The sequence below is a fragment of the Roseomonas sp. TS2 genome (genome assembly GCF_058833935.1).
The window spans coordinates 1-26,680 of sequence record NZ_JCACVY010000043.1 but is presented as its reverse complement, the minus strand read 5'-3'; the positions used below and the strand labels follow the sequence as shown (position 1 = coordinate 26,680).

26 protein-coding genes are annotated in these 26,680 nt (G+C 72.9%); 19 read left to right on the top strand and 7 right to left on the bottom strand.

All coding sequences use genetic code 11. The features are described from left to right. The 8 genes from ACZJYS_RS09665 to ACZJYS_RS09630 form a co-directional block, all read left to right on the top strand. Window positions 1-426: phosphatidylglycerophosphatase A family protein (locus ACZJYS_RS09665; protein ID WP_493177500.1), on the top strand; the 426-nt coding region annotated here is incomplete at its 5' end. A 2-nt stretch (window positions 427-428) separates the two neighbouring features. Beyond that, complete coding sequence (locus ACZJYS_RS09660) at window positions 429-947, top strand: CinA family protein (protein ID WP_493177498.1); 519 nt, start codon at window positions 429-431, stop codon at window positions 945-947. 143 nt (window positions 948-1,090) lie between these two features. Next, on the top strand, window positions 1,091-2,293 hold the full coding sequence (locus ACZJYS_RS09655) for a sensor histidine kinase (protein ID WP_493177496.1): 1,203 nt from the start codon (window positions 1,091-1,093) through the stop codon (window positions 2,291-2,293). Between the two features lie 115 nt (window positions 2,294-2,408). After that, the gene (secG, locus tag ACZJYS_RS09650) at window positions 2,409-2,774 is read left to right on the top strand and encodes a preprotein translocase subunit SecG (protein ID WP_109515094.1); all 366 of its coding nucleotides are present in this window, start codon (window positions 2,409-2,411) and stop codon (window positions 2,772-2,774) included. A 175-nt stretch (window positions 2,775-2,949) separates the two neighbouring features. Beyond that, window positions 2,950-4,578, top strand: coding sequence for a CTP synthase (pyrG, locus tag ACZJYS_RS09645; protein WP_109515093.1), 1,629 nt, complete (start codon window positions 2,950-2,952; stop codon window positions 4,576-4,578). 193 nt (window positions 4,579-4,771) lie between these two features. Then, window positions 4,772-6,298, top strand: a complete 1,527-nt coding sequence (locus ACZJYS_RS09640; RefSeq protein ID WP_493177492.1) for a CHASE domain-containing protein — start codon at window positions 4,772-4,774, stop codon at window positions 6,296-6,298. Between the two features lie 136 nt (window positions 6,299-6,434). Further along, window positions 6,435-7,712, top strand: a complete 1,278-nt coding sequence (gene eno, locus ACZJYS_RS09635; RefSeq protein ID WP_493177490.1) for a phosphopyruvate hydratase — start codon at window positions 6,435-6,437, stop codon at window positions 7,710-7,712. Between the two features lie 174 nt (window positions 7,713-7,886). Next, window positions 7,887-8,210: an FtsB family cell division protein gene (locus tag ACZJYS_RS09630; protein ID WP_109515090.1), complete on the top strand. Its 324-nt coding sequence runs from the start codon at window positions 7,887-7,889 to the stop codon at window positions 8,208-8,210. On the opposite strand, the gene ACZJYS_RS09625 is transcribed toward ACZJYS_RS09630, so the two are convergent. After that, a complete protein-coding gene (locus ACZJYS_RS09625; protein WP_109515089.1) occupies window positions 8,204-9,097 on the bottom strand; it encodes a LysR family transcriptional regulator in 894 nt (297 codons plus the stop codon). The two genes, ACZJYS_RS09630 and ACZJYS_RS09625, sit on opposite strands and share 7 nt — an antisense overlap. Window positions 9,098-9,215: 118 nt before the next feature. Between ACZJYS_RS09625 and ACZJYS_RS09620 the strand changes: the two genes are divergently transcribed. After that, window positions 9,216-10,283 (top strand): YeiH family protein, encoded by a 1,068-nt coding sequence (locus ACZJYS_RS09620; protein ID WP_493177487.1) that lies wholly within the window; start codon window positions 9,216-9,218, stop codon window positions 10,281-10,283. A gap of 60 nt (window positions 10,284-10,343) precedes the next feature. Here the strand turns inward: ACZJYS_RS09620 and gshB are convergent, their stop codons facing one another. Continuing rightward, window positions 10,344-11,288 (bottom strand): glutathione synthase, encoded by a 945-nt coding sequence (gene gshB, locus ACZJYS_RS09615; protein WP_493177485.1) that lies wholly within the window; start codon window positions 11,286-11,288, stop codon window positions 10,344-10,346. A 119-nt stretch (window positions 11,289-11,407) separates the two neighbouring features. Here gshB and ACZJYS_RS09610 point away from each other — a divergent pair, with 119 nt between their 5' ends. From ACZJYS_RS09610 to dnaQ, 3 genes are read left to right on the top strand one after another with little or no spacing between them, the layout of a single operon-like run. After that, window positions 11,408-12,253 carry a shikimate dehydrogenase gene (locus tag ACZJYS_RS09610; protein ID WP_109515455.1) on the top strand — a complete coding sequence of 282 codons (846 nt, stop codon included), beginning with the start codon at window positions 11,408-11,410 and terminating at the stop codon, window positions 12,251-12,253. 10 nt (window positions 12,254-12,263) lie between these two features. Continuing rightward, window positions 12,264-12,848, top strand: coding sequence for a dephospho-CoA kinase (gene coaE / locus ACZJYS_RS09605; protein WP_493177482.1), 585 nt, complete (start codon window positions 12,264-12,266; stop codon window positions 12,846-12,848). Beyond that, entirely contained in the window at window positions 12,845-13,558 is a 714-nt protein-coding gene (gene dnaQ / locus ACZJYS_RS09600; RefSeq protein ID WP_109515086.1) for a DNA polymerase III subunit epsilon, read from the top strand. Before coaE ends, dnaQ begins: the two co-directional genes overlap by 4 nt. Before the next feature lie 9 nt (window positions 13,559-13,567). Here dnaQ and ACZJYS_RS09595 read toward each other — a convergent pair whose 3' ends face one another. Together ACZJYS_RS09595 and ACZJYS_RS09590 are read right to left on the bottom strand one after the other, a co-directional pair. Continuing rightward, window positions 13,568-14,395 carry an aldo/keto reductase gene (locus tag ACZJYS_RS09595; protein WP_493177480.1) on the bottom strand — a complete coding sequence of 276 codons (828 nt, stop codon included), beginning with the start codon at window positions 14,393-14,395 and terminating at the stop codon, window positions 13,568-13,570. A 135-nt stretch (window positions 14,396-14,530) separates the two neighbouring features. Next, window positions 14,531-15,688, bottom strand: a complete 1,158-nt coding sequence (locus ACZJYS_RS09590; RefSeq protein WP_109515084.1) for an amidohydrolase — start codon at window positions 15,686-15,688, stop codon at window positions 14,531-14,533. Between the two features lie 25 nt (window positions 15,689-15,713). Here ACZJYS_RS09590 and ACZJYS_RS09585 point away from each other — a divergent pair, with 25 nt between their 5' ends. The 5 genes from ACZJYS_RS09585 to ACZJYS_RS09565 all read left to right on the top strand — a co-directional run bounded on the left by ACZJYS_RS09585 (window position 15,714) and on the right by ACZJYS_RS09565 (window position 23,037). Beyond that, window positions 15,714-17,651, top strand: coding sequence for an autotransporter assembly complex protein TamA (locus ACZJYS_RS09585; protein WP_493177477.1), 1,938 nt, complete (start codon window positions 15,714-15,716; stop codon window positions 17,649-17,651). Next, entirely contained in the window at window positions 17,651-21,397 is a 3,747-nt protein-coding gene (locus ACZJYS_RS09580; RefSeq protein ID WP_493177475.1) for a translocation/assembly module TamB domain-containing protein, read from the top strand. Before ACZJYS_RS09585 ends, ACZJYS_RS09580 begins: the two co-directional genes overlap by 1 nt. 63 nt (window positions 21,398-21,460) lie before the next feature. Beyond that, window positions 21,461-21,913: a MarR family winged helix-turn-helix transcriptional regulator gene (locus ACZJYS_RS09575; protein ID WP_109515081.1), complete on the top strand. Its 453-nt coding sequence runs from the start codon at window positions 21,461-21,463 to the stop codon at window positions 21,911-21,913. A gap of 72 nt (window positions 21,914-21,985) precedes the next feature. Next, window positions 21,986-22,174 (top strand): hypothetical protein, encoded by a 189-nt coding sequence (locus ACZJYS_RS09570; protein WP_109515454.1) that lies wholly within the window; start codon window positions 21,986-21,988, stop codon window positions 22,172-22,174. After that, on the top strand, window positions 22,174-23,037 hold the full coding sequence (locus ACZJYS_RS09565) for a DMT family transporter (protein ID WP_109515080.1): 864 nt from the start codon (window positions 22,174-22,176) through the stop codon (window positions 23,035-23,037). Before ACZJYS_RS09570 ends, ACZJYS_RS09565 begins: the two co-directional genes overlap by 1 nt. 22 nt (window positions 23,038-23,059) lie before the next feature. On the opposite strand, the gene minE is transcribed toward ACZJYS_RS09565, so the two are convergent. The 3 genes from minE to minC are packed head-to-tail and all read right to left on the bottom strand — an operon-like array spanning window position 23,060 to window position 25,014. Beyond that, window positions 23,060-23,413, bottom strand: a complete 354-nt coding sequence (gene minE, locus ACZJYS_RS09560; protein WP_109515079.1) for a cell division topological specificity factor MinE — start codon at window positions 23,411-23,413, stop codon at window positions 23,060-23,062. Further along, the gene (minD, locus tag ACZJYS_RS09555) at window positions 23,410-24,228 is read right to left on the bottom strand and encodes a septum site-determining protein MinD (RefSeq protein WP_109515078.1); all 819 of its coding nucleotides are present in this window, start codon (window positions 24,226-24,228) and stop codon (window positions 23,410-23,412) included. The genes minE and minD overlap by 4 nt, the downstream gene beginning before the upstream one ends. Window positions 24,229-24,261: 33 nt before the next feature. Beyond that, window positions 24,262-25,014: a septum site-determining protein MinC gene (gene minC / locus ACZJYS_RS09550; RefSeq protein ID WP_109515077.1), complete on the bottom strand. Its 753-nt coding sequence runs from the start codon at window positions 25,012-25,014 to the stop codon at window positions 24,262-24,264. A gap of 269 nt (window positions 25,015-25,283) precedes the next feature. Here minC and ACZJYS_RS09545 point away from each other — a divergent pair, with 269 nt between their 5' ends. Both ACZJYS_RS09545 and ACZJYS_RS09540 read left to right on the top strand, forming a co-directional pair. After that, entirely contained in the window at window positions 25,284-25,736 is a 453-nt protein-coding gene (locus tag ACZJYS_RS09545) for an acyl-CoA thioesterase (RefSeq protein ID WP_493177472.1), read from the top strand. Window positions 25,737-25,938: 202 nt separating this feature from the next. Continuing rightward, window positions 25,939-26,680 (top strand): alpha/beta hydrolase (locus ACZJYS_RS09540; protein ID WP_493177470.1); only part of this gene is annotated, 742 nt, incomplete at its 3' end.

Genomic DNA, 26,680 nt, shown 5'->3' with positions numbered 1-26,680 from the left:
GTGGGCTTCCTGCGCCCGGCGCCGGGCAGCTGGGGCTCCGCCCTGGTGCTGCCGGCGGCGCTGCTGGGGCCGGAGGGCTGCCTGGCGCTGGCCGCCCTGCTGGCCCTGCTCGGCTGGTGGGCGGTGGAGCGGCTGCCCGAGGCCCGCGCCGATCCCGGCTGGGTGGTGGTGGATGAGGGGGCGGGCCAGTGCCTCGCCCTCGCCGCGCTGCCGCTCGGCGCCGGAGCACCGGGGCTGATCCTGGCCTTCCTGCTGTTCCGCCTGTTCGACATCGCCAAGCCCGGCCCGGTGGGCTGGGCGGACCGCCGCAAGGGCAGCACGGGCGTGATGCTGGACGACATCATCGCCGGCGCCCTGGCCGCCACCGTGATCCTGGCGCTGCGTGCCGCCGCCGCCGCGCTCGGCCTGCCCGAGGGAGGGTTCTGACGATGCTGGACGCCACCACCCGCGCCGCCGCCGCCGCCCTGCTGGCGGAGTTGCAGGCGCTCGGCCTGACGCTCGCCACCGCCGAGAGCTGCACCGGCGGGCTCGTCTCCGCCGTGCTGACGGCGGTGCCCGGCTCCTCCGCCACGCTGCTGGCCGGCTATGTCACCTATTCCAACGCCGCCAAGGCGCGGATGCTGGGCGTGCCGGAGCCGATGCTGGCCACGCAGGGCGCCGTCTCGGAGCCGGTGGCGCGCGCCATGGCGGAGGGTGCGCTGCGCGATTCCGGCGCCGACCTCGCCGTCTCGCTCACCGGCATCGCCGGGCCGGGCGGCGCCACGCCGGGCAAGCCGGTGGGGCTGGTGCATATCGCGGCGAGCCGGCGCGGGGGGGAGACCCTGCACCGGCGTTGCGTCTTCCCCGGCGACCGGGATGCGGTGCGGGCGGCCAGCGTCGCCACCGCCCTCGGCCTGGTGGGCGAGCTGGCGCGGGAGAGCGCCGCCCCCGGGGGCGCGCCGGTCTAGGCACGGCCGCGCCGCCTGTTCCGCTCGCGGTAAAAGGATTTCACCGCGCCGCCCTGCGCCCTTATGACACGGCAGCCGAAGCGGAGCGGCACCCTGGAACGCCCCCTCCCCCCGCGCATCCCGCAATCTGGCCGGGTGACTTCATGAATTCGACCGAAGAACTGACCATACGCCTGCGGCAGCAGGCGCTGATCGCGGAGCTCGGCCTTGCCGCGCTGCGGCGCGAGGGGCTGCAGCCCCTGCTGGAGACGGCGGCGCGGCTGGCCGCCGAAGGCATGGGGGGCAGCTTCAGCAAGGTGCTGGAATACCAACCCGAGGATCAATGCTTCCTGCTGCGGGCCGGCATGGGCTGGCGCGAGGGCAATGTGGGCACGGCGCGCATCGGCAGCGACATGGAAAGCCCGGCCGGCTTCGCCTTCCGCAGCGGCCGCCCCGTCATCTCCAACCACCTCGCCGGCGAGAGCCGCTTCCGCACGCCGGCGCTGATGGCCGAGCACGGGATCCGCCGCGCCGTCAACGTGGTCATCCGCGGCGAGGCCGAGCCCTTCGGCGTGCTGGAGGTGGACAGCCGCGACGATGGCGACTTCACCCCGCGCGACGTGAACTTCCTCCAGGCCCTGGCCAACACGCTGGGCTTGGCGCTGGACCGCGAGCTGCGGGAGCGCGAGATGCAGCGTCTGGCCGAGCTGGCCGCCGCCCGCGCCCGCGAGGCGGAGGAGGCGGTGGCCGCGCGCGACGCCCTGCTGCGCGAGAAGGACCTGCTGATGCGGGAGGTGGACCACCGGGTGAAGAACAGCCTGACCGTCACCCGCTCCCTGCTCTCCCTGCAGGCCCGCCTCTCGACCGGCGGTGCGCGAGAGGCGCTGGAGGAGGCGGCGCAGCGCGTCTCCACCATCGCCCTGGTGCATGACCGGCTCTACCGTTCCGACCGCATCGGCTCGGTGGAGCTGGGCGACTATCTCGGCGGGCTGTGCGGCGACCTGGAGCGCTCGGCCGGGCTGCGCGACTCCGGCCGCTCCATGCGGGTGCTGGCCGATGCGCATGAATGCCCGGCCGACGAGGCCATCACCATCGGCCTCATCGTCACCGAGGTGGTGACCAATGCCGCCAAGTATGGCGCCGGTGCCGTCTCCATCCGCTGCCTGCGCGACGACGCCACCGGCGGGCTGCGCCTGGAGGTGACGGACGAGGGCGGCGGCATGCCGCCCGGTTTCAACCCGGCGGAGAGCGACGGACTCGGCATGCGGCTGATCCTGGCGCTGAGCCAGAAGCTTGGCGGCGAGCCATGCTGGGAGGGCCCGACCTTCCGCCTCGATATCCCCGACCCGGCCTCGCTGCGGGAATGACCCTGCCGCGGCGTCCCCGCAGCCGGGGGGCGCGGCATCTTTCACCGCCAAAGCGGGGCGGCGGGCCACCTTGCCGCTGGCGCCGCCCGCGGAACGCGGCTAAGAGCGCACCGCCATGATGACCGTCCTGCTCGTCCTGCATCTGTTCGTGACCCTCGCGCTGATCGGCGTCGTCCTGCTGCAGCGCAGCGAGGGCGGCGGGCTCGGCATCGGCTCCTCGCAGGGCATGGGGTCGTTCATGAGCGGCCGCGGCACCGCCAACCTGCTGACCCGCACCACCGGCGTGCTGGCCACCCTGTTCATGGTGCTGGCGCTGGCCATGGCGCTGCTCGGCCGTGGGGAGGCCCGGCGCGGCTCCATCCTGGACGCGCCGCCGCCGCCCGCCGCCACCGGCGAGCAGCCGCTCCAGCCCAACGCGGCGCAGCCCGCCCCGGCCCAGCCGCCGGCGGCGCCGCCCCCGGCCTCCGTGCCGACCAACTGATCCGCCGAATCGGGCGCCGGGGACCCCCCCGGCGCCCGAACCGCTTTTATGGGAGCCCTGCCCTGGCGGCGGCGCCCGAACCGGGGGTCCGGCCGGACCCTTGCATTGTGGAAACATCAGCCTTGCCGTGCCGCCGGGTTCCCGGCGGCCGCGCGGCGCGTTAGAAAGGTCGCCCATGACGCGGTTCGTATTCATCACCGGCGGCGTGGTTTCCTCTCTCGGCAAGGGCATCGCGGCGGCAAGCCTCGGCGCGCTCCTGCAGGCGCGGGGCTACAAGGTCCGCATTCGCAAGCTCGACCCCTACCTCAACGTCGATCCGGGCACGATGAGCCCGTATCAGCACGGCGAGGTCTTCGTCACCGACGACGGCGCCGAGGCCGATCTCGACCTCGGCCACTACGAGCGCTTCACCGGCGTGCACGCGACCAGGGGCGATTCCTTCACCTCGGGCCGCATCTATGCCGACGTGATCGCCAAGGAGCGGCGCGGCGACTACCTGGGCGGCACCGTGCAGGTCATCCCGCACATCACCGACGCCATCAAGGAAGCCGCCAAGGCCGACACGGACGGGCTGGACTTCGTGCTGGTCGAGGTCGGCGGCACGGTGGGCGACATCGAGAGCCTGCCCTTCCTGGAGGCGCTGCGCCAGCTGCACAACGAGCTGGGGCCGCAGCGCAGCCTGTTCATGCACCTCACCCTGGTGCCCTACATCCCCTCCGCCGGCGAGCTGAAGACCAAGCCGACCCAGCACTCGGTGAAGGAGCTGCTCGGCCTCGGCATCCAGCCGCAGATCCTGCTCTGCCGCTGCGATCGCCCGATTCCGGAGAATGAGCGGCGCAAGATCGCGCTGTTCTGCAACGTGCGGCCGGAGAGCGTGATCCCGGCGCTCGACGCCTCCAGCATCTACGCCGTGCCGTTGCAGTATCACGCCGAGGGGCTGGACCGCGAGGTGCTGCGCCATTTCGGCCTGTCGATCTACGGCGAGCCGGACCTGTCCAACTGGCAGCGCATCGTCCACCGGCTCGATAACCCGGAGGGCGAGGTGAAGATCGCGGTGGTGGGCAAGTACATCACCCTGCTCGACGCCTACAAGTCGCTGGCCGAGGCGCTGGCCCATGGCGGCATCCAGCACGGCGTGAAGGTGAAGCTGGACTGGGTGGACAGCCAGATCTTCGAGACGCCGAACGCGGTGGAGCGGCTCTCCGGCGTGCACGGCATCCTGGTGCCGGGCGGCTTCGGCGAGCGCGGCGCGGAGGGCAAGATCGAGGCGGTGCGCTTCGCCCGCGAGCGGAAGATTCCCTTCCTCGGCATCTGCTTCGGCATGCAGATGGCGGTGATCGAGGCGGCGCGGAACCTGGTCGGGCTGGACAAGGCCTCCTCCACCGAGTTCGGCCCCAGCGAGGAGCCGGTGGTCGGCCTGCTCACCGAGTGGCTGCGCGGCAATGAGCGGGAGAAGCGCCATGCCGAGGGCGACCTCGGCGGCACCATGCGCCTCGGCGCCTATCCGGCCGCCCTCACCGAGGGTTCGCTGGTGCGGCAGGTCTATGGCCAGGCGCAGATCGAGGAGCGCCACCGCCACCGCTACGAGGTGAACATCGGCTACCGCGAGCGGCTGGAGGCGGCGGGGCTGCGCTTCTCCGGCCTTTCGCCGGACGGGCTGCTGCCGGAGATCGTCGAGTATCCGGACCACCCATGGTTCATCGGCGTGCAGTACCATCCGGAGCTGAAGTCGAAGCCCTTCCAGCCGCACCCGCTCTTCGCCGGATTCGTCGGCGCTGCGGTGAAGCAGGCGCGGCTGGTCTGACCCTGCCCCGCCGCGGCGGCCTTCCTCCGGCCCTTTAACGGTAATGAAATAACAAGAGCCGAGACTGGCGCCATCCCTCCCGGGGATGGCGCTGGTGCCGTCCGGAGCGGAGGGGCGGGCGAAGGCACGGGCAGGAATGGGTGTTGCCACTACGGCGTTGAACAGGCGTGCGCCGCTCCTGCGGCAATCCGCCATGTTCGTGCTCGCCTGCGGCCTCGTGCTGTCGCTCCTGGCCTGGCACATGACCGCCCGCCGGACCGATGAGGAGGCCAGCCGCAGCTTCCAGCAGGCCAGCCAGCACATCACCCGCCTGGTGGAGGAGCGGATGCTGCGGGCGCTGGACCTGGTGGCCGGCTTCCGCGGCCTGTTCAGCGTGCACCGGCATGTCAGCCGCGCCGAGTTCCGCGAGCATTTCAACAGCCTGCACCTGCCGGAGCGCTTCCCGGGCGTGATCGCCATCCAGTACGCGCCCCTGGTGCCGGCTGCCGAGAAGGCCGCCTTCGAGGCCCAGGTGCGGGCCGATACCAGCCTCGACCCGCATGGCTACCCGGACTACGCCATCCACCCGGCCGGCGAGCGGGACTTCTACATCCCGGTTCTCTACAACGAGCCGATGGCCGGCAACGAGGCCGCCTTCGGCCACGACAACACCGCCGAGCCCAGCCGCCGCCGCGCCATGGAGCGCACGCGCGACACGGGCGAGCCGATCGCCTCCCCGCCCCTCACCCTGCTGCAGGGCGCCGCGGGCTTCGTCATCCGCCACGCGGTGTACCGGCGCGATCCGCCGCTCTGGACGGAGGCGCAGCGGCGCGCCGCCTTCCTCGGCCAGGTGAGCGGCGTGTTCCGGACCGCGGACCTGCTCTCCTCCCTGCTGGAGGAGCATCTGAAAGGCTACCGCATCCGCGTCGAGGACCGGGGCGACGCGCGGGAGGGGCAAGGCCCGGCGGCGCTTCTGTTCGACAGCCAGGCGGTCCACGCCTCGCCCGCCAGCCTCCTCGGCGCGCCGCAGCGGCTGGAGGCGCCGCTGACCGTGGCCGGGCGCGTCTGGGTGGTGGAGGTCAGCCGGCCGGCCACCCTGCCGCATCTGGCGCCGCTGCCGGTCGCCGTGCTGCTGAGCGGCGTGGCGCTGACCCTGGTGGTGCGCTGGCTGCTGCTCGGCATGGCCCGGCATTCCGACAGGACCGCCGAGATCGCGGCGCGGCTGGCGCATGAGGCGACGCATGACGCGCTGACCGGCCTGCCCAACCGCCTGCTGCTGGAACAGCGGCTGAAGGAGGCGCTGGAGACCGCGAAGCAGGACCAGACGCGCCTGGCGCTGCTCTTCATCGACCTCGACCGGTTCAAGGCCATCAACGACACGCTCGGGCACGAGGCGGGCGATGTTGTGCTGCGGCAGGTGGCACTGCGCCTGCGCGGCGCGCTGCGCCCGACCGACACGGTGGCGCGGCTCGGCGGCGACGAGTTCGTGGTGCTGCTGTCGGTGCCGACGGGCAACCTCTGGCGCGGCGTGGCGGACCGCATCCTGGCGCTGATCACCCAGCCCATGACCTATGGCGAGCACCGCCTCTCGGTCGGCGCCAGCCTCGGCGCCGCCCTCTATCCCGAGCACGGCACGGATGCCGCGGCGCTGCTGCGCCATGCGGATGACTCCATGTACGCCGCCAAGCGCGGCGCCAGCCTCGCCACCGCCCCTCCCGCGCCGTCCAGCCGCGCCGGCTGACGCGGGAGCGTCCCGGCCGGATATGGCAGGGCGGATACGGAATCGTGGGTGGCCGCGCCCCTTGCCCTCACCGCCCCACTATCCTATCCGCGCAGGGTCCGACTTACCCCGTCCGACATATCCAGAGGGACCCGGAATGACCGCCATTGCCGACATCATCGCCCGCGAGATCCTCGATTCGCGCGGCAACCCCACCGTCGAGGTCGATGTCGTGCTGGACAGCGGGGCCATCGGCCGCGCCGCCGTCCCCTCGGGCGCCTCCACCGGCGCGCATGAGGCCGTCGAGCTGCGCGACGGCGACAAGGCCCGCTTCCACGGCAAGGGCGTGCAGAAGGCGGTCGCCAATGTCGAGGGCGAGATCTTCGACGCGCTCTCCGGCATGGACGCCACCGAGCAGGTCAAGATCGACGAGACGATGATCGCGCTCGACGGCACGCCGAACAAGTCGCGTCTCGGCGCCAACGCCATCCTCGCCGTGTCGCTCGCCACCGCCAAGGCGTCTGCCGAGCATTACGGCGTGCCGCTCTACCGCTATGTCGGCGGCGTCTTCGCCCGCACCCTGCCGGTGCCAATGATGAACATCATCAATGGCGGCCAGCACGCGGACAACCCGATCGACATCCAGGAATTCATGATCATGCCGGTCGCCGCCGGCTCCTCCGCCGAGGCCGCGCGCATCGGCTCCGAGGTGTTCATGAGCCTGAAGAAGGCGCTGCACGATGCCGGCCACAACACCAATGTGGGCGACGAGGGCGGCTTCGCGCCGGACCTGAAGTCGGCCGATGAGGCGCTGGGCTTCATCGCCAAGGCCTGCGAGGCCGCCGGCCACCGCGTCGGCGAGGACATCATGTTCGCCCTCGACTGCGCCTCCACCGAGTTCTTCAAGGGCGGCGTCTACGACATGGAGGGCGAGGGCAAGAAGCTCGACGCCGGCGGCATGGTGGACTACCTGGCGAACCTCTGCGCCAAGTTCCCCATCATCTCCATCGAGGATGGCTGCGCCGAGGATGACTGGGAGGGCTGGAAGCTGCTGACCGACCGCCTCGGCGGCACGGTGCAGCTCGTCGGCGACGACCTGTTCGTCACCAACCCCGAGCGGCTGCGCCAGGGCATCGAGCGCAAGACCGGCAACTCGATCCTGGTGAAGGTGAACCAGATCGGCTCGCTGACCGAGACGCTGGAGGCCGTCGAGATGGCGCACCGCGCCGGCTACACGGCCGTCATGTCGCACCGCTCGGGCGAGACGGAGGACAGCACCATCGCCGACCTCGCCGTGGCCACCAACTGCGGCCAGATCAAGACCGGCTCGCTCTCCCGCTCGGACCGGCTGGCCAAGTACAACCAGCTCATCCGCATCGAGCAGGGCCTCGGCCCGGCCGCGCGCTATGCCGGCCGTTCCATCCTGAAGCGCTGAGGCGCGGCCGGAATGCCGGGGGCGCAGCCGCCCCCGGCCTTCGCCTCCTCGCTTTTTCGTGGCCGCCGCGCCACGCTGCCGCGCGAAACCAGGAGCGGCCGCTATCCTCCTCTTGCACAACACCTTTCACCTGCCGTTAATCCTTCTTGCGGTGCGGTGTGCGGAGTGGGATCGATGCGGGCCATCAAGCGGACAATCCAGGTTCTGTGGCTGCCGCTGATCTTCGCGGGGCTGATCTGGCATTTCGCGTGGTACGCGGTGCACGGGCCCCGCGTGGGTTCGCTGGCGCGCGAGGCGAAGGCGGCCGAGATCGAGACCGCGCGCATCACCCTGGCCCAGGCCGAGAGCGAGCGCGACGCCATGGAGCGCCGCGTCGCCGGCCTGCGCGGCGACCGCATCGACCGCGACCAGCTCGACGAGCGCGCCCGCGCCCTGCTCAACATGGTGGGCAAGAACGAGCTGGTGATGCCCTACGGGCCCAACAAGCGCCTCTACTGAGCGGCCTCGTCCGCGCCCGCGAGGGCCAGCAGCGCCCGTGAGGCGCGGCTGGAATAGCGCTCCCGGTGCCGCAGCGCCTTGAAGCTGCGCGGCGGCAGCACGATGGGCGCCCGCACCAGCAGGCCGGCGGCCAGATGCGGCCCCGCCGCCCGCTCGGACACCACCGTGGCGCCGCCATCGGCCTCCACCGCCGCCAGCACCGCCTCGTTCGAGGGCAGTTCCAGGATCACCGAGAGCGCCTCGGGCGCCAGCCCGGCGCCGCGCAGCAGCTCCTCGAAGGCGGCGCGGGTGCCGGAGCCGGCCTCCCGCATCACCCAGCGGCTTTGCGGCAGGTCGGCGAGGCGGAGCGATTCGGCCCGCGCCCAGGGATGCCGCGGCCCCACCACGATGACGAGCTGGTCGCGCGCCAGCACCGCCTGGCGCAAGGCCGGCTCGGCCACCTCGCCTTCCACGAAGCCGAGCTCCGCCTCGCCGCGCAGCACCGCCTCCACCACGCTGGTGGTGTTGCCGGCGCCCACCTCCACCGCCACGCCCGGGCAGGCGGCGTGGAAGCGCACCAGCAGCGGCGGCAGCCAGTAGCTGGCCACGGTCTGGCTGGCCTGCACCCGCAGCGTGCCGCGCAGCGTGCCGCCCAGCTCGGAGAGCACCAGCTCCGCCGCCTCGGCGCGGGCCAGCACGGCGGCGGCCTCGGTGCGGAAGATGCGCCCCTCCGTGGTCAGTTCGATACGCCGGCCGATGCGGTGGAACAGGGCGATGCCATGCCGCCCCTCCAGCGCGCGAATGGCGGCGCTGACCGCCGATTGCGTCAGGTGCAGCGCCGCCGCGGCGCGGGTGACATGCTCGCGCTCGGCCACCGCCAGGAAGATGCGGAGCTGTTCCAGGGTCACGCGGGGTCTCCCAAGGACAACCGTTCGATTTTATCGAACGGAATGACAAGAACAACGCGTTGGATCGATGATACGGCGCGCGGCAGGATGGGCGTCACCCAAACGCCACGGTTCTGTCATGCCGCCTGTTCCTCCTGCCCTCGCCGCCTCTCCGGACAAGAATACCGGTCATCCCGCCCTGGCCTGGCTGCGGCGCATGGCGCCGGGCGTGCTGCTCTGCGCCGTCGTCGGCGGTGCGGCCGCGCTGCTGTCGCAGGCGCAGGCGCATCTCCTGGGCCGGGCCTGGCTGGATTCGCTGGTGCTGGCCATCCTCATCGGCACCGTGCTGCGCAGCCTGTGGGTGCCGCCCGCCCGCTTCGCCCCCGGCATCGGCCTCAGCGCCAAGATGCTGCTGGAGGTGGCGGTGATGCTGCTCGGCGCCTCGCTCAGCGTCACCGCCATGCTGGCGGCGGGGCCGGCGCTGATCCTGGGCATCGGCGTGGTGGTGCTGCTGGCCATTGCCTTCAGCTACGGCCTTGGGCGCCTGCTCGGCCTGCCGAAGCGCATGGCCATGCTGGTGGCATGCGGCAACTCCATCTGCGGCAACTCGGCCATCGCCGCCGTGGCGCCGGTGATCGGCGCCCAGGCCAAGGACGTGGCCAGCGCCATCGCCTTCACGGCGGTGCTCGGCGTCGGCGTGGTGTTGTCGCTGCCGCTGCTGGTGCCGGTGCTGGGGCTGAGCGAGCTGCAATACGGCGTGCTGGCGGGCCTTACCGTCTATGCGGTGCCGCAGGTGCTGGCGGCCACGGCGCCGGTGGGGGCGCTCGCCGTGCAGCTCGGCACGCTGGTCAAGCTGGTGCGGGTGCTGATGCTGGGGCCGGTGGTGCTGGGCCTCTCCCTGCTCGCCGGGCAGCGGGAGGGAAAGAAGCCGGGTGGTCAAAAGCTGGGCCTGGCCAAGCTGGTGCCCTGGTTCATCCTGGGCTTCCTGGGGCTGATGGCGCTGCGCGCGCTGGGGCTGATCCCGCAGGCGCTGCTGGCGCCGCTCGCCACCCTGACAGGCGTGCTGACGCTGCTGGCCATGGCGGCGCTGGGGCTCGGCGTCGATGTGCGGATGGTGGCCAAGGCCGGCGGGCGGGTTACCGCCACCGTGATGCTCTCGCTGCTGGCGCTGGGGCTGGTCAGCCTGCTGCTGATACGGCTGGTCTGAGCACCCCAAAAAGGCCGGGGGAAGGAATTCCCCCGGACCCCCATCTTTCTTCTTCGAGTCTCAGCGCTTGGCCTCGATGGCGTCCCAGATCGCCTTCTCCAGGTGCACGCCGTCGAAGCGGGCCAGTTCCTGCAGGCCCGTCGGCGAGGTGACGTTGATCTCGGTCAGGTAGTCGCCGATCACGTCGATGCCCACGAAGATCAGGCCGCGCTCCTTCAGGGCGGGGCCGATGCGGGCGCAGATCTCCTTGTCCCGCTCGGTCAGCGCCACCGCCTCGGGGCGGCCGCCCACATGCATGTTGCTGCGGCTCTCTCCCTCGGCCGGCACGCGGTTGATGGCGCCCATCGGCACGCCGTCGATCAGGATGATGCGCTTGTCGCCCAGCCGCACGGCGGGAAGGTATTGCTGGATCATCAGCGGCTCGCGCGAGCGCTCGGCGAAGATCTCCAGCAGGGAGTTGAGGTTGCCATCCTCGGGGCGAAGGTGGAACACGCCCGCCCCGCCATTGCCGAACAGCGGCTTGACGATGATGTCGCCATGCTTCTGACGGAACTTCCGCACCTCCAGCGGGTCGTGCGTGATGATGGTGTCCGGCATCAGCTCCGGGAACTGCATCACGAACAGCTTCTCCGGCGCGTTGCGGACATGCACCGGGTCGTTCACCACCAGGGTCTTGGGGTGGATGTGCTCCAGGATGTGCGTGGCCGTGATGTAGGCCATGTCGAAGGGCGGGTCCTGCCGCATCAGCACCACGTCCATGGTGGAGAGGTCGTGCTCCGCCGCCTCGCCCAGCGTGTAGTGGTTGCCCTTCTCCCGCCGCACCTCGACCGGCTGCATCCGCGCCAGCACGCGGCCCGAGGCCAGCGTCAGGTCCTTCACATGGTAGTGCCAGAGCTGGTGGCCCCGCGCCTGCGCCTCCAGCATCAGCACGAAGGTGCTGTCGCCGTCGATGTTGATCCCCTGGATCGGGTCCATCTGGACCGCGACCTTCAAGCCACGCGCCATGGAATGCTCCGTGTGTGCCGTTTCGTCGCCCCAAGTGGTGGCATTGCCGGGCGCGGAATGCCAGGGGGCGTGGCGGCGGCCCATTGACCAAGCCGCCGCCACGCCCGATTCATGGGCGCATGACGATCCTCACCGGCAAGGCCAGGCTGGCCGGCGTGCTGGGCTGGCCGGCCTCGCATTCGCGCTCCCCCCGGCTGCATGGCCACTGGCTGCGGCAGCACGGCATCGATGGCACCTACATCCCGCTCCAGGTGCGGCCGGAAGACTTCGCGCAGGCCGTGCGCGCCCTGGTCTCGCTCGGCTTCCAGGGCGCCAACGTTACCATCCCGCACAAGGAGGCGGCCTTCGCCCTGTGCGATTCGGTGGCGGAGAGCGCCCGCCGCGCCGGGGCGGTGAACACGCTGGTGTTCCGCGAGGGCCGCATCGAGGGCTCCAACACCGATGGCTACGGCTTCCTGGAGAGCGTGCGGGAGCAGGCCCCGGGCTGGCGGGCGGCGGATGGCCCGGCGGTGCTGCTCGGCGCCGGCGGCGCGGCGCGCGCCATCGCGGCCGCCCTGCTCGACGCCGGCTGCCCGCGCCTGACCCTGGTCAACCGCAACCGGGCGCGCGCCGAGGCGCTGGCCGGGGCGCTGGGTGGCCCCGTCGCGGTGGCCGAGGCGCCGCCGCTGGAGGGCGCGGCGCTGCTGGTCAATTCCACCAGCCTCGGCATGGCCGGCCAGCCGCCGCTGGAGATCGACCTCGCCCCCCTCCCCGCCCATGCGGTGGTGGCCGATGCCGTCTATGTGCCGCTGGAGACGCCGTTGCTGGCCGCCGCCCGCGCCCGCGGCCTGCGCGGCGTCGACGGGTTGGGGATGCTGCTGCACCAGGCGCGGCCCGGCTTCGCCGCCTGGTTCGGGGTGGAGCCGGTGGTGGACCGGGCGCTGCGCGACTTCGTCGCCGCCGACATCCCGCGCCACCCCGCATGAAGGCCGGCCGATGAAGGTCTGGGGGCTGACGGGCGGCATCGGCATGGGCAAGTCCACCGCCGCCGCCACCTTCCGGCGGCTCGGCGTGCCGGTGTTCGACGCCGATGCCGCCGTGCATGCCCTGCAGGGCCCCGGCGGCCGCGCCGTGCGGCCGATCGGCGAGGCCTTCCCCGGCACGGTGCGCGACGGCGCGGTGGACCGCGAGGCGCTGCGCCGCGTGGTGCTGGCCGACCGCGCTGCGCTGCGCCGGCTGGAGGGCATCGTGCATCCGCTGGTGCGGGCGGAGGAGCGGCGCTTCCTGGCCCGCGCCCGCCGCGCCGGGCGCCGCCTCGTGGTACTCGATATCCCGCTGCTGTTCGAGACCGGCGGCGAGGCGCGGTGCGACGCGGTGGTGGTTGTCTCCGCCCCCGCCGCCGTGCAGCGCGCCCGTGTGCTGGCCCGCAGCGGCATGACGCCGGAGCGGCTGGACGCCATCCTCGCCCGCCAGACGCCGGATGCCGAGAAGCGCCGGCGCGCCGACCATGTCATCCGCACCGGCCTGTCGCGCGGTCATGCGCGCCGGGCCATCCGCCGCCTGCTGGAGAATGACCGATGAGCCGTGCCCTGGTGCTCGACACCGAGACCACCGGCTTCGACCCCGCCACCGGCGACCGCGTGCTGGAGGTGGCGGCGGTGGAGCTGGTCAACCTCGTCCCCACCGGCCGCTTCTACCACCAGCTCATCGACCCCGAGCGGGAGGTGCCGGAGGAAGCCGCCAAGGTGCACGGCTTCACCTGGGACATGCTGCGGGACAAGCCGAAATTCGCCGAGATCGCCCCCGCCCTGCTGGCGTTCCTGGGCGACGACCCGGTCGTGGCGCACAACGCCCCGTTCGACTTCGCCTTCCTCGATTTCGAGCTGAAGAAGGCCGGCCACCCCGTGATCGACCGGGCGCGCATGGTGGACACGCTGGTGCTGGCCAAGAAGCGCTTCCCCGGCCTGCCCAACAGCCTGGACGCGCTCTGCCGCCGCTACGGCATCGACAACTCCATGCGCACCGCGCACAACGCGCTGCTCGACGTGCAGCTGCTGGCGCAGGTCTATCTGGAGCTGATGGGCGGCAAGCAGCCGGACCTCGCCTTGGCCTCGGCGCCGCGCGTGGCGGCGCCGGCGGCGATCGAGCTCGATGCCGCGCCGGTGGCGCGCGCGCCGCGCCCGGTCGTGCCGAGCGAGGCGGAGATCGCCGCCCACACCGCCTTCCTGGGCAAGCTCAAGGACCCGGTCTGGGCCACGCTGCTCGGCGGCGGGGAGAAGCCTGGCGGCTGAGGCGCCGCCTCAGCTGTTCCAGTCGGGCGCGAAGTCGGGGTTCACGCGGCGCCAGTCCTTCGGCAGCGCGTCGATGGCGGCGACATCCGCCGCGTCCAGCCTCTCCGCCAGCGCCACGGCGTCGAGATTGGCCTGCTGGCTTTCGCGCCGGCTGGCCTTGGGGATGGCCACCACCATCTCCTGCCGCAGCAGCCAGGCCAGCGCCACCTGCAGCCCCGTGGCGCCGTGCCTGCGGCCGATCTCCGCCAGCACCGGCTGGCTGGCCAGCGCCCCCTGCCCCAGCGGCGAATAGGCGGCGAGCGCGATGCCGCGCGGCCGGCACCATTCCAGCAGCGGCTGCTGCGAGAGCAGCACATGGTATTCCACCTGCAGGCAGGCGGGCTCCGCGCCCATCGCCTCCAGCTGCCGCATCAGCCCGAGCGGGAAGTTGGAGGCGCCCCAGCGGCGCACCAGCCCCTCGGCCTTCGCCTTCTCCAGCGCCGCCACCGCCGCGGCGAGGTCCATCTCCGGCGACGGCCAGTGGATCAGGAACAGGTCGAGATGGTCCGTGCCCAGCTTGGCCAGCGAGCCTTCCAGCGAGCGCCGCAGCGCGGCGGGGGCCAGGTTGTCGTACCAGACCTTGCTGGTGAGGAAGACATCCCCCCGCGCCACGCCGGAGGCGGCGAGGCCGGCCCCCACCTCCGCCTCGTTGCCGTAGCGGTCGGCGGTGTCGAGATGGCGGTAGCCGAGCGCCAGGGCGCTCTCCACCGCCGCCTGCCCCTCCGGCCCGGCCAGCTTCCAGGTGCCGAGCCCGAGCTTGGGGATGGCGATGCGGGGCGAGCGGGCAAGCGGAATCATGCGGTCTTCCTCGGCGGGGGGTGGCAAAAGACGGTGCGGCGGGAACCGTGGCGGCCACGGCAGGTTGCGCGGCGCAACCTGGGCCATGCCTCCGGCGTTTCCCGCGGCAGGCGGAAGATGCGCGCCACGCTGCCTTCAGCCGGGCTCCTGTGCCAGGGCACGCCGGGCGGTCTCCGCCAGGAAGCCGCTGGCCACCGGCAGCACGGCGTCGTTGAAGTCGTAATGTGGGTTGTGCAGCTCGCATCCACCCTCGGCCGGGCCGTTGCCGATCCAGACGAAGGCGCCAGGAACCTCATGCAGGAAGTGCGAGAAATCCTCCCCGGTCATGGCGGGCCCGATGTCGCGGCGGAGCGTGGTCACCGCCGCCGCCGCGCCGGCCGCCAGCTCACGCGCCTCCGGGTGGTTGGCGGTGACGGGCACGCCGCCCCAGACGCGGCTGGTGGCCTGCACGCCGAAGGTGGCCGAGACGCCCTCCGCCACGCGCTGCAGCCCCGCCTCGATCTCCCGCCCGACCTCCGGCTTGATGAAGCGCATGCTGCCCTTGATGGTGACGCGGGCGGCGATCTGGTTCTCCGCCTCGCCGCCATGGATCATGGTCAGGCTGACGACGCCGGTTTCCATCGGGTCGAGGTTGCGCGCCACGATGGACTGGCAGGCGACGATGGCGTGGCCGGCGGCCACCATCGGGTCGCGCGTCAGGTGCGGCAGCGCGGCATGGCCGGCATGGCCCTCCACGACGATCTCGAAGCGCCGGCCGGCGGCCATCACCGCGCTGTCATGCACCGCGATGGTGCCGGCGGCCAGGCCCGGCCAGTTGTGCCAGCCGAAGATGCGGTCCATCGGGAAGCGGCGGAACAGCCCGTCGCGCACCATGGAGGCGGCGCCGCCGCCGCCCTCCTCGGCCGGCTGGAACACCAGCCGCACCGTGCCGGACCAGCTCTCATCCTGCATCAACAGCGCCGCGGCGCCGAGCAGCGCCGTGGTGTGGCCGTCATGTCCGCAGGCATGCATCACGCCCGGGTTGGTGCTGCGCCAGGCCAGATCCTGCGCCGCCTCCTCGATCGGCAGCGCGTCCATGTCGGCGCGCAGGCCGACGCTGCGGTTGCTGCCGGGCCGGTGCAGGGTTGCCACCACGCCATGACCCCCAACATCGGTGACGATGTCGGTCACACCCAGCTCCCTCAGCTTGTCCACCACGAACTTGGCGGTTGGCCCTTCATGCAGGGTGAGGCTGGGGTTGGCGTGGAGATGCCTGCGCCAACGCGTGAGTGTTTCGGCAAGAGTCGGATCCATGTGCTAGGGCATACTCCCTAAGACGATGCGCCTCAAATCCCGACTTGCCCTTGTCGCCCTGTCCGCCGCCGTCGCGGGTGCCCTTCCCCTCACGGCCATGCTGCGCGCCTTCGCCCAGCCTGCGCCGGAAAGCCGGGGGGCGGAAAGCGGGGCCGCAGGCACGCCGGCCGCCAGCCAGCCGGAGGCGCCGCAGGACGAGGCCAATCTCGCCTATACCGTGGCCCTGCCGGAAACCGGCGACGAGGCGCTGGACACCGCCATCCGCAATGCCTCCGCGCTGGAGCGGCTGCGCGAGAGCGCGCCGGTGGATGCCTACGGGCTGATCGGCCGCGCCCTGGCCGAGACGGACAACATGCGCGATGCGCTGCGCTCCGAAGGCTATTACGGCGGCAGCGCCCGCATCGCCATCGACGGTCAGGCGCCGGACAGCCCGGGCCTGGCCGAGCGCCTGCTGGCGCGCGAGGGCACTGCGGAGCCGGTGCCGGTCTCCGTCATGGTGGAGCCGGGGCCGCAATACCGCCTGGCGCCCGTGCGGCTGCAGGCCGAACCCGCCGGCGCCTCGATCGCCGATGCCGGGGAGACCGGCCTGAAGGAGGGCGACCCCGCCCGCGCCCAGCCGGTGCTGGATGCCGAGGGGCGGCTGCGCGACGCGCTGCGCGATGCCGGCCATCCCTTCGCCGCCGTGCGCCGCCGCGTGACGGTGGACCATGACACGAACCGCATGGAGGTCACCTTCACCGTGGCCCCCGGCCCGCGCCCGCAATTCGCCCGGCCCGGCGTCAGCGGCGAGGAGCGCACCGACAGCGACCTGCTCGCCCGCATCGTCGCGCCGATGCAGGGCCAGGGCTACAGCCAGAAGGCGATCGACGAGAAGCGCCGGGACCTGCTCAGCCTCGGCGTGTTCAGCACCGTGCGGGCCCGTGCCGGCGAGCGGCTGGACGAGGCGGGCGACCTGCCCCTCACCTTCACCGTGGCCGAGCGGCCCCTGCACGCCATCGGCTTCAGCGCCGCCTACGAGACGCGCTACGGCCCCACCTTCAGCACCTACTGGGAGCACCGCAACCTGTTCGGCGGCGCCGAGCGGCTGCGGCTGGAGGCGGAGGTCAACCGCCTCGGCACCACGGGCGACACCAGCGACACGGGCGGCAAGATCGGCGCCAGCCTGCGCACCCCCTGGTTCGCCGGCCGCAACCAGACCCTGACCTTCGACATCGCCGCGCTGCGCGAGCGCCCCGACGCCTATGACCGCGACGCCTTCACCCTCGGCGCGCTGCTGGAGCGGGAATTCTCGCCCCGCCTGACCTATGGCTTCGGCCCGCAGATCGAGTTCAGCCGCGTTACCCAGGACAATGTGACGACGAACTACCAGCTGCTCGGCCTGATCGGGCAGCTGCGCTGGAACGACACGGACAACCCGCTGAACCCGAGCCGCGGCATCCGTGCCGCGCTGCTGGTCAACCCGATCTATTCGCTGGGCGAGAGCAACGCCTTCACCCGGCTGCGCGCCCAGGGCAGCACCTATTTCGACGTCAGCGGCGACAAGGGCAGCATCATCGCGCTGCGCGGCGTGGTGGGCAGCATCGTCGGCGCCTCCTTCGGCGGCGTGCCGCCCGACAAGCGCTTCTACGCGGGTGGCGGCGGCTCGGTGCGCGGCTATTCCTACCAGTCCGTCGGGCCGCGCACGGCCAGCGACGAGCCGGCGGGCGGCCTCTCGCTGGTGGAGGGCAGCGTCGAGCTGCGCCAGCGCATCAGCGGCCCGATCGGCATGGCGGCCTTCGTCGATGCCGGCTCCGTGACGCGTGACCCGACGCCGGATTTCGGCAATCTCAAGGTCGGCGCCGGCCTGGGCGTGCGCTACCTCACGGCCATCGGGCCGCTGCGCGCCGATATCGCCATCCCCCTCAACAAGGAGAGCGGGGATTCCGCCTTCGGCCTTTATGTCGGCATCGGGCAGGCTTTCTGATGCGCCGGGTGCTCCGCTGGGCCCTGGGCCTGCTCGCGATTCTGATTCTGCTGCCCGTGCTGCTGCTGGGCGGCGTGCTGGTGGGCGCCAACACCGCGCCCGGCCAGCGCCTGCTGGCTGACCTCGCGCAGCGTTTCGTCCCGGGCCTGACCATCGAGGGGCTGCACGGCCCCATTCCCGGCGCCCCCGGCTTCGCCCGCCTTACCATGGCCGATTCGCAGGGGCCCTGGCTGGAGGTGGAGGATGCCCGCCTCGACCTCGACCTGCGCGCCCTGCTCTCGCGCGACCTGCGCATCGAGGCGCTCACCGCCCGCCGCGTGGCGCTGCTGCGCCTGCCCGAGGCCGGCGAGCCTGCCCTGGAGCCGGAGCCGCAGACCACCGAGGGCGGCCCCATCCCCACCCTGCCGAACCTGCCCGTGGCGGTGCATCTGGAGCGCCTCGCGGTGGAGCGCATCGAGATCCCGCGCGAGCTGGTTGCGGCCACGGTGGAGGAGCACGGCCCCGCCCCCCATGGTCCCTCGGGCTTCGCCCTCTCGCTGAACGGCGAGGCCAGCCTCGTCGCCGCCGCCCTGCAGGCGAAGCTCGCCGTGCAGCGGCTGGAGGCCGAGGGCCGGCTCGACCTGGAGCTGGGCCTCGACCCGCAGGCGCGGCTGCTGGCCGACCTGCGCGCGCAGGAGCCGCCCGGCGGCGTGCTGGCCACCGCGCTCGGCATCCCGCAGGCGCCGGCCGACCTCACCCTGCGGCTGGATGGCCCGGCCAGCGGCGCCGATCTGCGCGCCCGCGCCGCCTTTGGCGAGCTCGCCGGCTTCAACGCCGAGGGCCGCGTGGCGCTGGACGAGGCGGGCGGCGGCGCCCTCACCCTCACCGGCCATCTCGACGCGCCGGCCAACCTGGCGCCCGAGCCGGTGCGCGCCATCGACTTCACGCTGGGCGCGAAGCTGCCGGCCCGCGGCCAGCCGGAGCTGGAGAATCTCCGCCTCTCCGCCCGCGCCGGCGAGATCACCGCGCGCGGCAGCCTGGCGCTGCTGGAGGCCGAGGCACGCATCGCCAACTCGGCGGAACTGGCGCCCTTGGTGCCGGAGATCATCGGCTGGGAGGGCATCACCCTCACCGCCCGGGTGGAGGATGGCGAGCGCATCCAGGCGCAGCTCCGCCCGCGCGGGCTGCGCGGCCCGGACCCGATGGGCGCCGTGCTCGGCCCCAACCCCGAGGCCGACTACCGCGGCACCGCCTTCCACATCGACAGCCTGGAGGTTCGTGGCCAGGGCGCCCGCCTGCATGTCGAGGGCAGCGGCTGGGACGTGCTGGACCTCACGGCGCGGCTCGATGTGCCGGAGCTGAAGGCGATCCGTCCGGAGCTGTCCGGGCCCATCGCCGTCGATGCCCGCGTCACTGGCCCCGCGGCCGACCCCGCCATCGCGCTCAAGGCGGCCAGCCCCGGCCTGTTCGTCGCCGGGCGGCGCCTCGAATCGCCGGAGCTGGTGGCGGAGATCCCCTCCATCAGCGGCATGGCCGGCACGCTGCGCCTGACCGGCCGCGCCGAGGGCCAGCCCATCGCCCTCGCCCTGCGCGCTGCGCAGGAGGGCGAGCTGGTGCGTCTGGCCGAGGGCGATATCACCTTCGGCCCCATCCGTGGCCAGGTGGACGGCACGCTGAACACCGCCACCACCCTGTTCGACGGCACCGCCACCATCGCCGCCGAGAACCTGGCGCCGCTCTCCGAGCTGGCTGGCCAGCCGGTGGCCGGGCGGCTGCGCGTCGAGGCGAAGCTGGCGCCGACCCCCGAGGGCCGCCAGAGCATCGACGCCCGCATCGAGGCGCCGAATGTCGAGGTCGGCGGCCAGCGCTACAGCGCCAACGCCCTGGTGAAGGGCACCGACGCCGCCTTCGACTGGAACATCCGCGCCGGGCTTCCCCAGGCCAATGTCGAGGGCCGCGGCCGCTTCAGCCGCAATGACGAGGGCATGCGGGTCGATATCGCCGCGCTGGAGGCGGCGCAGGGCGAGATGGGCATCCGCCTCGCGGCACCCGGCGCCATCCTGCTGCCGAATTCCGGCGCGGTGGAGATCCCCGGCCTGCGCCTCGCCGCGCGGCCGGCGGGCAACCTCACCGTCAGCGGCCGCTGGGGGCCGGAGCGGGCCGACATCCGCGTGGCGCTGGCCGCCCTGCCTGCCTCGCTGGTCAACATGTTCGCGCCCGAGCCGCGTCTCTCCGGCACCGTGGTGGGCGAGGCGCGCATCACCGGCCCGACCAGCGCGCCGGAGGTCAACGCCACCCTCAACGGCACCGGGCTGCGCGCCGAGGCGCCGTGGTCGCGCGGCTGGCCCGCCGCCACGCTGCGGGTCGAGGCGCAGCGCGCCGGCAACGGCGCGGTGCGGGCCAGCGCCGCGCTGCGCATGGGCAGCATGGTGACGCTCGACGCCCGCGCCGAGCTGCCGCAGGGGCCGGGGGCCGAGGCGCCGCTCTCGGCCAGCCTCAGCGGCCAAGCCAACCTCCAGCCGTTGCTGACGCCGAGCCTAGGCGGCAGCGGCAACCGCGTCACCGGCCGCATCGTGCTCGATGGCGGCGCCTCCGGCACGCTGGGCGCGCCCGCGCTGAACGGCACCGCCACCCTCTCCGGCGGCGAGGTGCGCAACCCGCTCTTCGGGCTGCGCCTCACCGGCATCAACGGCCGGCTGCGCGCCAGCGGCGACCAGGTGCTGCTCGAGAACTTCGTGGCGCGTGCCGGCAATGGCAGCATCACCGCGCGCGGCAGCGCGCAGCCGCTGGCCGCCGGCATCCCGATCGACATCGCCATCACCGCGCGCGACGCGACGCCGGTGCAGAGCGAGCTGGTCACGGCGCTGCTGGATGCCGACCTCCGCTTCACCGGGCCCTTGCAGACCGACCCGGCGCTGGGCGGCACGGTGCGGCTGCGCCGGGTGGTGGTGAACATCCCGCAGGCGCTGCCGGGCGGCGGCGTGGCCACGCTGGGCGATGTGCGCGAGCGTGGCGCCGGCGCCCCCGCGCCACCCGAGCCCGGCCCCGCCGCGCCGCCCATCCGGCTGAACGTGACGGTGGAGGCGCCGCAATCCATCCTGGTGCGCGGCCGTGGGCTCGACGCGGAGCTGGGCGGCACGCTGCGCGTCAGCGGCACGGCGGCGGACCCGCAGCCGGCGGGCGCCTTCACCATGCGGCGTGGCACCTTCCAGTTGCTCGACCGGCGCATCGTCTTCAACCGCGGCGCCATCACCTTCACTGGCGACCTGCAGCCGCACCTCGATTTCGAGGCCAGCACCAATGCCCAGGGCGTGACCATCACCATCACCGTCACCGGCGAACCCGGCAAGCCGGAGATCAGCTTCACCTCGGAGCCGGAGCTGCCGCAGGACGAGGTGCTGGCGCGGCTGCTGTTCGGCCGCCCCGTGGACAAGCTCTCGCCGCTGGAGATCGCGCAGCTCGCGGGGGGCGTCGCCAACCTGGCCGGCGTCGCGCCCGGCGGCGGGCGCGGCTTCCTCGGCCGGCTGGCGGACCGGCTGGGGCTGGACCGGCTCGGCGTCGGCAACCAGGAGGGCGGGCTGGAGAACCCCTCGGTGCAGGCGGGCGGCTATGTCGGCCAGGGCGTCTATGTCGGCGTCGAGCAGGGCGCCGAGGGCGGGCCGCGCGTCGGCGTCGAGGTGGAGCTGACGCCGCGGCTGAAGCTGGAGAGCAGCACCGGCGGCGAGACGGGCGAGCGCATCGGCCTTTCCTACGAGTTCGAGTACTAAGCCGGGGAAGACCGCCCCCCGGCGCCCGTTCCGCCCCATCGCCGGCTGCGCTATGCTGCGGCCATGGACGCGGAGCGATTCAGGCAGGAGCCGATCGACCTGGGGCCCCTGCCGGGGCTGCTCGGGCATCTGCTGCGCCGCGCCCATACCCGCATGTTGCTGGATTTCACCGAGAGCACGGCCGAGTTCGGCATCACCTCCGGGGAGTTCGCGCTGCTCTGCCTGGTGGAGGCCAATCCCGGCATCACCCTCGGGCAGCTCGCCACGGCCGCGGCGCTGGACAAGTCCACGCTGAGCCCGGCCATGCAGCGCCTCACCGAGCGCGGGCTGGTGGAGCGGCATGCGGTTCCCAGCGACCGGCGCGCCCAGGCCCTGCGCCTGAGCGCCGAGGGGATGGCGCTGCTGCCGCCCTTCAAGGCCCGTGTGGGAGAGCATGAGGACCGGATCGCCCAGCCGCTGGACGCGGCGGAGCGGGAGGCCCTGCTCTGCCTGCTGCGCAAGCTGAACGGTCTCTGAGACGCCTCTCCTTCCTCTTTCCCTGCGCGCCCGCACAGGATGCGCGGCCCCTGCCACAAGGACATGACGACCATGCGTGCGTTCGACGGCCAGCTCTCCGGCAATCGTCCCATCTCCCGCACCACCGAGGAGAAGAAGCGCCAGCTGCGCGACCTGAAGGAGGCGCTGGCGGCGCTGAAGCCGCACGCCGCCGCCTCGCTGCGGGAGTCGCTGACCGCCAAGATCAAGGCGCTGGAATCCGAGCTCGCGCCCCGCCGCTGATGCCGCTGGCCCGCCGGCCCTCCGCCGCGCTGGCGGGCATCGGGCTGATGCTGCTGGCCGCCCTGTGCGGCGCGGGGGTGAATGCCTGCTACCGCGCTGCCCTGCGCGAGGGGCTGCCGGTGCCGCTGGTGCCCTTCGCGCGCGGGCTGATCACCCTGGCCATCCTGTCGCCCTGGATCCTGCGCGCCGGCCCCATCGCGGCGCTGGCCACGCGCCGGCCGAAGCTGCACCTGGCGCGCGGTGCCGCCGGCATCGCCACCTTCCTGCTCCAGCTCCTCGCCATCACCCTGCTGCCGTTGGCGGACGCTGTGGCGATGATGAGCGCCCGCCCGCTCTGGGTGCTGCCGCTGGCGGCGCTGCTGCTGCACGAGGCGGTGCGGCGCGACCGGGCGCTGGCCGCTGCCATCGGCTTCGTCGGCGTGCTGATCGTCGCGCAGCCGGGGGGCAGCCTCTCGCTCGGCACGCCGGCGGCGCTGGCGGCGGGGATGTGCAGCGCCCTGGTGCTGATCACCTTCCGCGCCCTTTCGGCCACCGAGCCGCCGGTGCGGGTGGTGGCTTGGTACTCGGTGATCTCGGTGCTGTTCTGGGGGCCGGTCTCGGCCTTCGTCTGGCAGACGCCGAGCCTGTTCGCCCTGGCCATGCTGGTGGGCGGCACGCTGTTCGCGCTGGGCAGCGACCTCGCCGCCTCGGCCGCGGCGCGGCGGGCGGAGGTCGGGCTGCTGGCGCCGATCGAGTATGCGCAGATTCCGGCCAGCGCCATGCTGGGCTGGGCCATCTATGCCGAGCGGCCGGGCCTGGCGCTGCTGGCCGGCACGGTGGTGATGCTCGGCGCCACCCTCTACCTGGTGCGGCGCGGCCGCTGAGGCCGCGCCGGTTCCCCGGGCTTCAGGAGGCCTTCTGGCCGGCCTCGGCCTTGCTGCCGGCCGGCGCTTCCGGCGCGGCCGCCTTGCCGGCGGGGGCGTCGGCGCCGGGCTTGGGCTTCTCCGGCGCCGGCAGTTCCACCTCGATCGCCAGCGTGCTCATGTCGCCGCCGCGGTCGAGCGAGATGTTCACCGCCTTCGGGTCGATGGCGACGTAGCGCGCCACCACCTGGATCAGCTCCTTCTGCAGCCGCGGCAGGAAATCGTCGCCCGTGCGGCTGATGCGCTCATGCGCCAGCACGATCTGCAGCCGCTCCTTGGCGGCACCCGCGCTGGGCGGCGGCTTGCTCTTGCCCCGGAAGACGTCGAGCCAGCTCATGCGGCCCTCCCCCCGAACAGGCGCGACAGGAAGCCCCGCTTCTCCGGGTCGATGAAGCGGTGCGGGCGGTCCTCGCCCAGGAAGCGGGCGACCGCGTCCTTGTAGGCCTGGCCGGCGTTCGACACGTCGTCCAGGATCACCGGGCTGCCGGTGTTGGAGGCCTTCAGCACGCTCTCGCTCTCGGGGATGACGCCGAGCAGCGGGATGGCGAGGATCTCGCGCACATCCTCGAGCTTCAGCATCTCGCCCCTCTCCACCCGCTCCGGCGCGTAGCGGGTGACGAGGAGGTGCTCCTTCACCGGCTCCTTCTTCTCCTCGGCGCGGCGCGACTTGGACTGCAGCACGCCGAGGATGCGGTCACTGTCCCGGACGGAGGAGACTTCCGGGTTGGTGACGATGATCGCCTGGTCGGCGAAGTAGAGGGCCAGCAGCGCGCCCTTCTCGATGCCGGCGGGGCTGTCGCAGACGATGTAGTCGAAATCCTGGCTCAGCTCGTCGATGATCTGCGCCACGCCCTCCTTGGTGAGGGCGTCCTTGTCCCGCGTCTGGCTGGCAGGGAGGATCGAGAGGGTGTCCACCCGCTTGTCGCGGATCAGCGCCTGGTTCAGCCGCGCCTCGCCGCTGATGACGTTGACGATGTCGAACACCACGCGGCGCTCGACGCCCATGATGAGGTCGAGGTTGCGCAGGCCGACGTCGAAGTCGATGACCACCGTCTTCTTGCCGCTCTGGGCGAGACCGGTGGCGAAGGCGGCGGAGCTTGTGGTCTTGCCGACCCCTCCCTTGCCCGACGTCACCACGATCACTTGCGCCATTGGTCTCTCCTCTCTGCCGGGTGGGAAGCGGGCTCAGCCCAGCCGGTCAAACCGCATGTTCTCGCCGATCAGCCGCACCTGCGCCGGCTTGCCGATCGGCGCGTCCGTCAGCCCCTCCCGCACGGCGTAGTAGCCGGCGATGGAAACCAGTTCCGGATCGAAATTCAACGCGAAGACGCGCGCTTCCATATTGTCGGCCCCGCCGGCGATGGCCCGGCCCCGGAGGGCGCCATAGACGTGCAGGTTGCCGTCCGCAATCACCTCGCCGCCCGGATTGACCGTGCCGTTGATGATAAGATCGGCACCCTGGGCCCAGATGCGCTGGCCGGCGCGCACCGCGTGGTCGACGATGACGGTGGGGCGCATCGACCCGGGCGGCAGCGGCGGCGCGGGCGGCGGCTCGCTGCTGGCGGCGGGCGGGGGCGGCGGCGCCAGCGCCACCTCCTCCTGCGCGCCGGCGGCACGCAGCGGCGGCAGGCCGGCGCTCTGGGCCGCGGCCTTCATCTCCGGCGAGCCGCCCACGGTGCCGATGGGCATGATCTCGATGCGGCGCAGCTCGGCCGCGAGGGTGGCGAAATCCACCTCGTGCGGCGCCACCGCCAGGTCGTCCAGCCCGATCACCAGCGGCGCGAAGCGCAGGAAGCCGGGCGCGCGGCGGAACTGGTCGCCGAGGGCAGGAACAATCACCTCGTGCCGTGGATCGAGCAGCCGGAGCACCAGCAGATTGAAATTCGCGCCGCGCAGCCGGAATGGCTCAAGGCGGGGATTGGCGGCGGGTGCTGACATCGTGCGCGGAAACGATCCTGGCTGGTCGGGTTGCGGGACTCCGGCAGGCCGGGCGGGCCGGCGGCGGCATATTGCCACCGATCGGCGCCCTGTTCGCCAGGAATTCTTCTTTTATACAAGGCCCACGCGCCAGGGCGAAGCCCGGGCCGCGCAAACCCCGCCCCCCCGCGCGGATTTTTGCCGCCGGGCGTGGGCGGCGTGCCACAGCCCGCCCCGCATTGCAGCCCCGCATCGCAGCCCCGCATCACGACAAGGACCGCGCCCCGCGCATGAGCAAGAGCATCCCCCGCCGGGCCGAGTACCGGCACTTCCAGGACATCCCCACCCGCTGGGGCGACCAGGACAGCTACGGCCACATCAACAACGCCGCCTACTACTTCTACTTCGACACGCTGGTGGCGCTGTTCCTGGCCGGGCGCGGCCTGCAGCCCACCCCGGCCGATCCCGGCTCCAGCCTGGCCGTGGTGGTGGAGACGATGTGCTGCTTCCACAGCCCGGCCCATTTCCCGGATGTGCTGGCGGGCGGTCTGCGGGTCGCGCATGTCGGGCGCAGTTCGGTGCGCTACGAGATCGGGCTGTTCCGCCCGGGCGAGGACCTGGCCTGCGCCGAGGGCCACTTCATCCATGTGCAGGTGGACGCGGCGACGCAGCGGCAGACCGTGCCGGTGCCGCCGGCCCTGCGCGAGGCGCTGGCACCGCTGCTCGTCTCCCCGCCGGGCTGACCCGCCGCGGCGCAACTGCACAAGGGGTGGGCGGCCGCCGCACCCGCGGGGCAGGCCCGGGGACCGCCGGCCCCGGCCTCGCCCGGCGCGGCACGCCGGTTGCAAAGGGCCAGGACGGCCCGAGCAAGGAGTGTCCCGGCATGTCGCATCCCCACCGCTGCACGGCGCCCGTGAAGGATCGCCACCCGGGTGGGGCGAGGCGATGATCCCGCCTCCGCAGGCCGTGCCGCAGGGTGGCCGGACGGTGCTCCGCCGCGGCGGGCCGGGCCTCTCGGCGGCGGAGCTGGCCGGCCACTGGGCGGAGGATTCGCGGGCGCTGCGGGCCGCCCGGCCCGGCAGGCTGGACCTTCCCTACGCGGCCGCCGAGGCCTGCCGGTGGGATCTCTACCCCGCCATCGACCCCGCCGCGCCCTGCGTGGTGCTGCTGCATGGCGGCGGCTGGCGGGAAGGCGGCCGGCAGGGCTTCGGCGCGCTGGCGCAGGGGCTGCTGGCGCATGGCTGGTCGGCCGCCCTGCCCGGCCACAGCCTGATGCCGGAGGCCAGCCTGACGCGCATCGTCCGCCAGGGTCACCGCGCGCTCGACTGGCTGGCGGCGCAGGGGCCGCTGCACGGCATCACCGGGCCGGTGCTGCTCTGCGGCTGGAACTCCGGCGCGCATCTGGCCGCCATGCTGCTCGGCCATCCGCGCGTGAAGGCCGGGCTCGGCCTTTCCGGCCTCTACGAGCTGGGATCGCTGGAGGAGAGGCTGGGGCTGACGCCGCTGGAGGTGGAGGTGCTCTCGCCGCAGCGCCTGCCGGTGGTGCGCAAGCCCTTCGCGCTGGCCTATGGCGAGGCGGAGCCGGAGGCGGCGCAGCGGCAGTCCCGCGCCTTCCACGCGGTGCGGCAGCGGGAAGGCTGCGCCGCCCCGCTGCTGCCGCTGCCCGGCCTGGACGAGGCGACGCTGC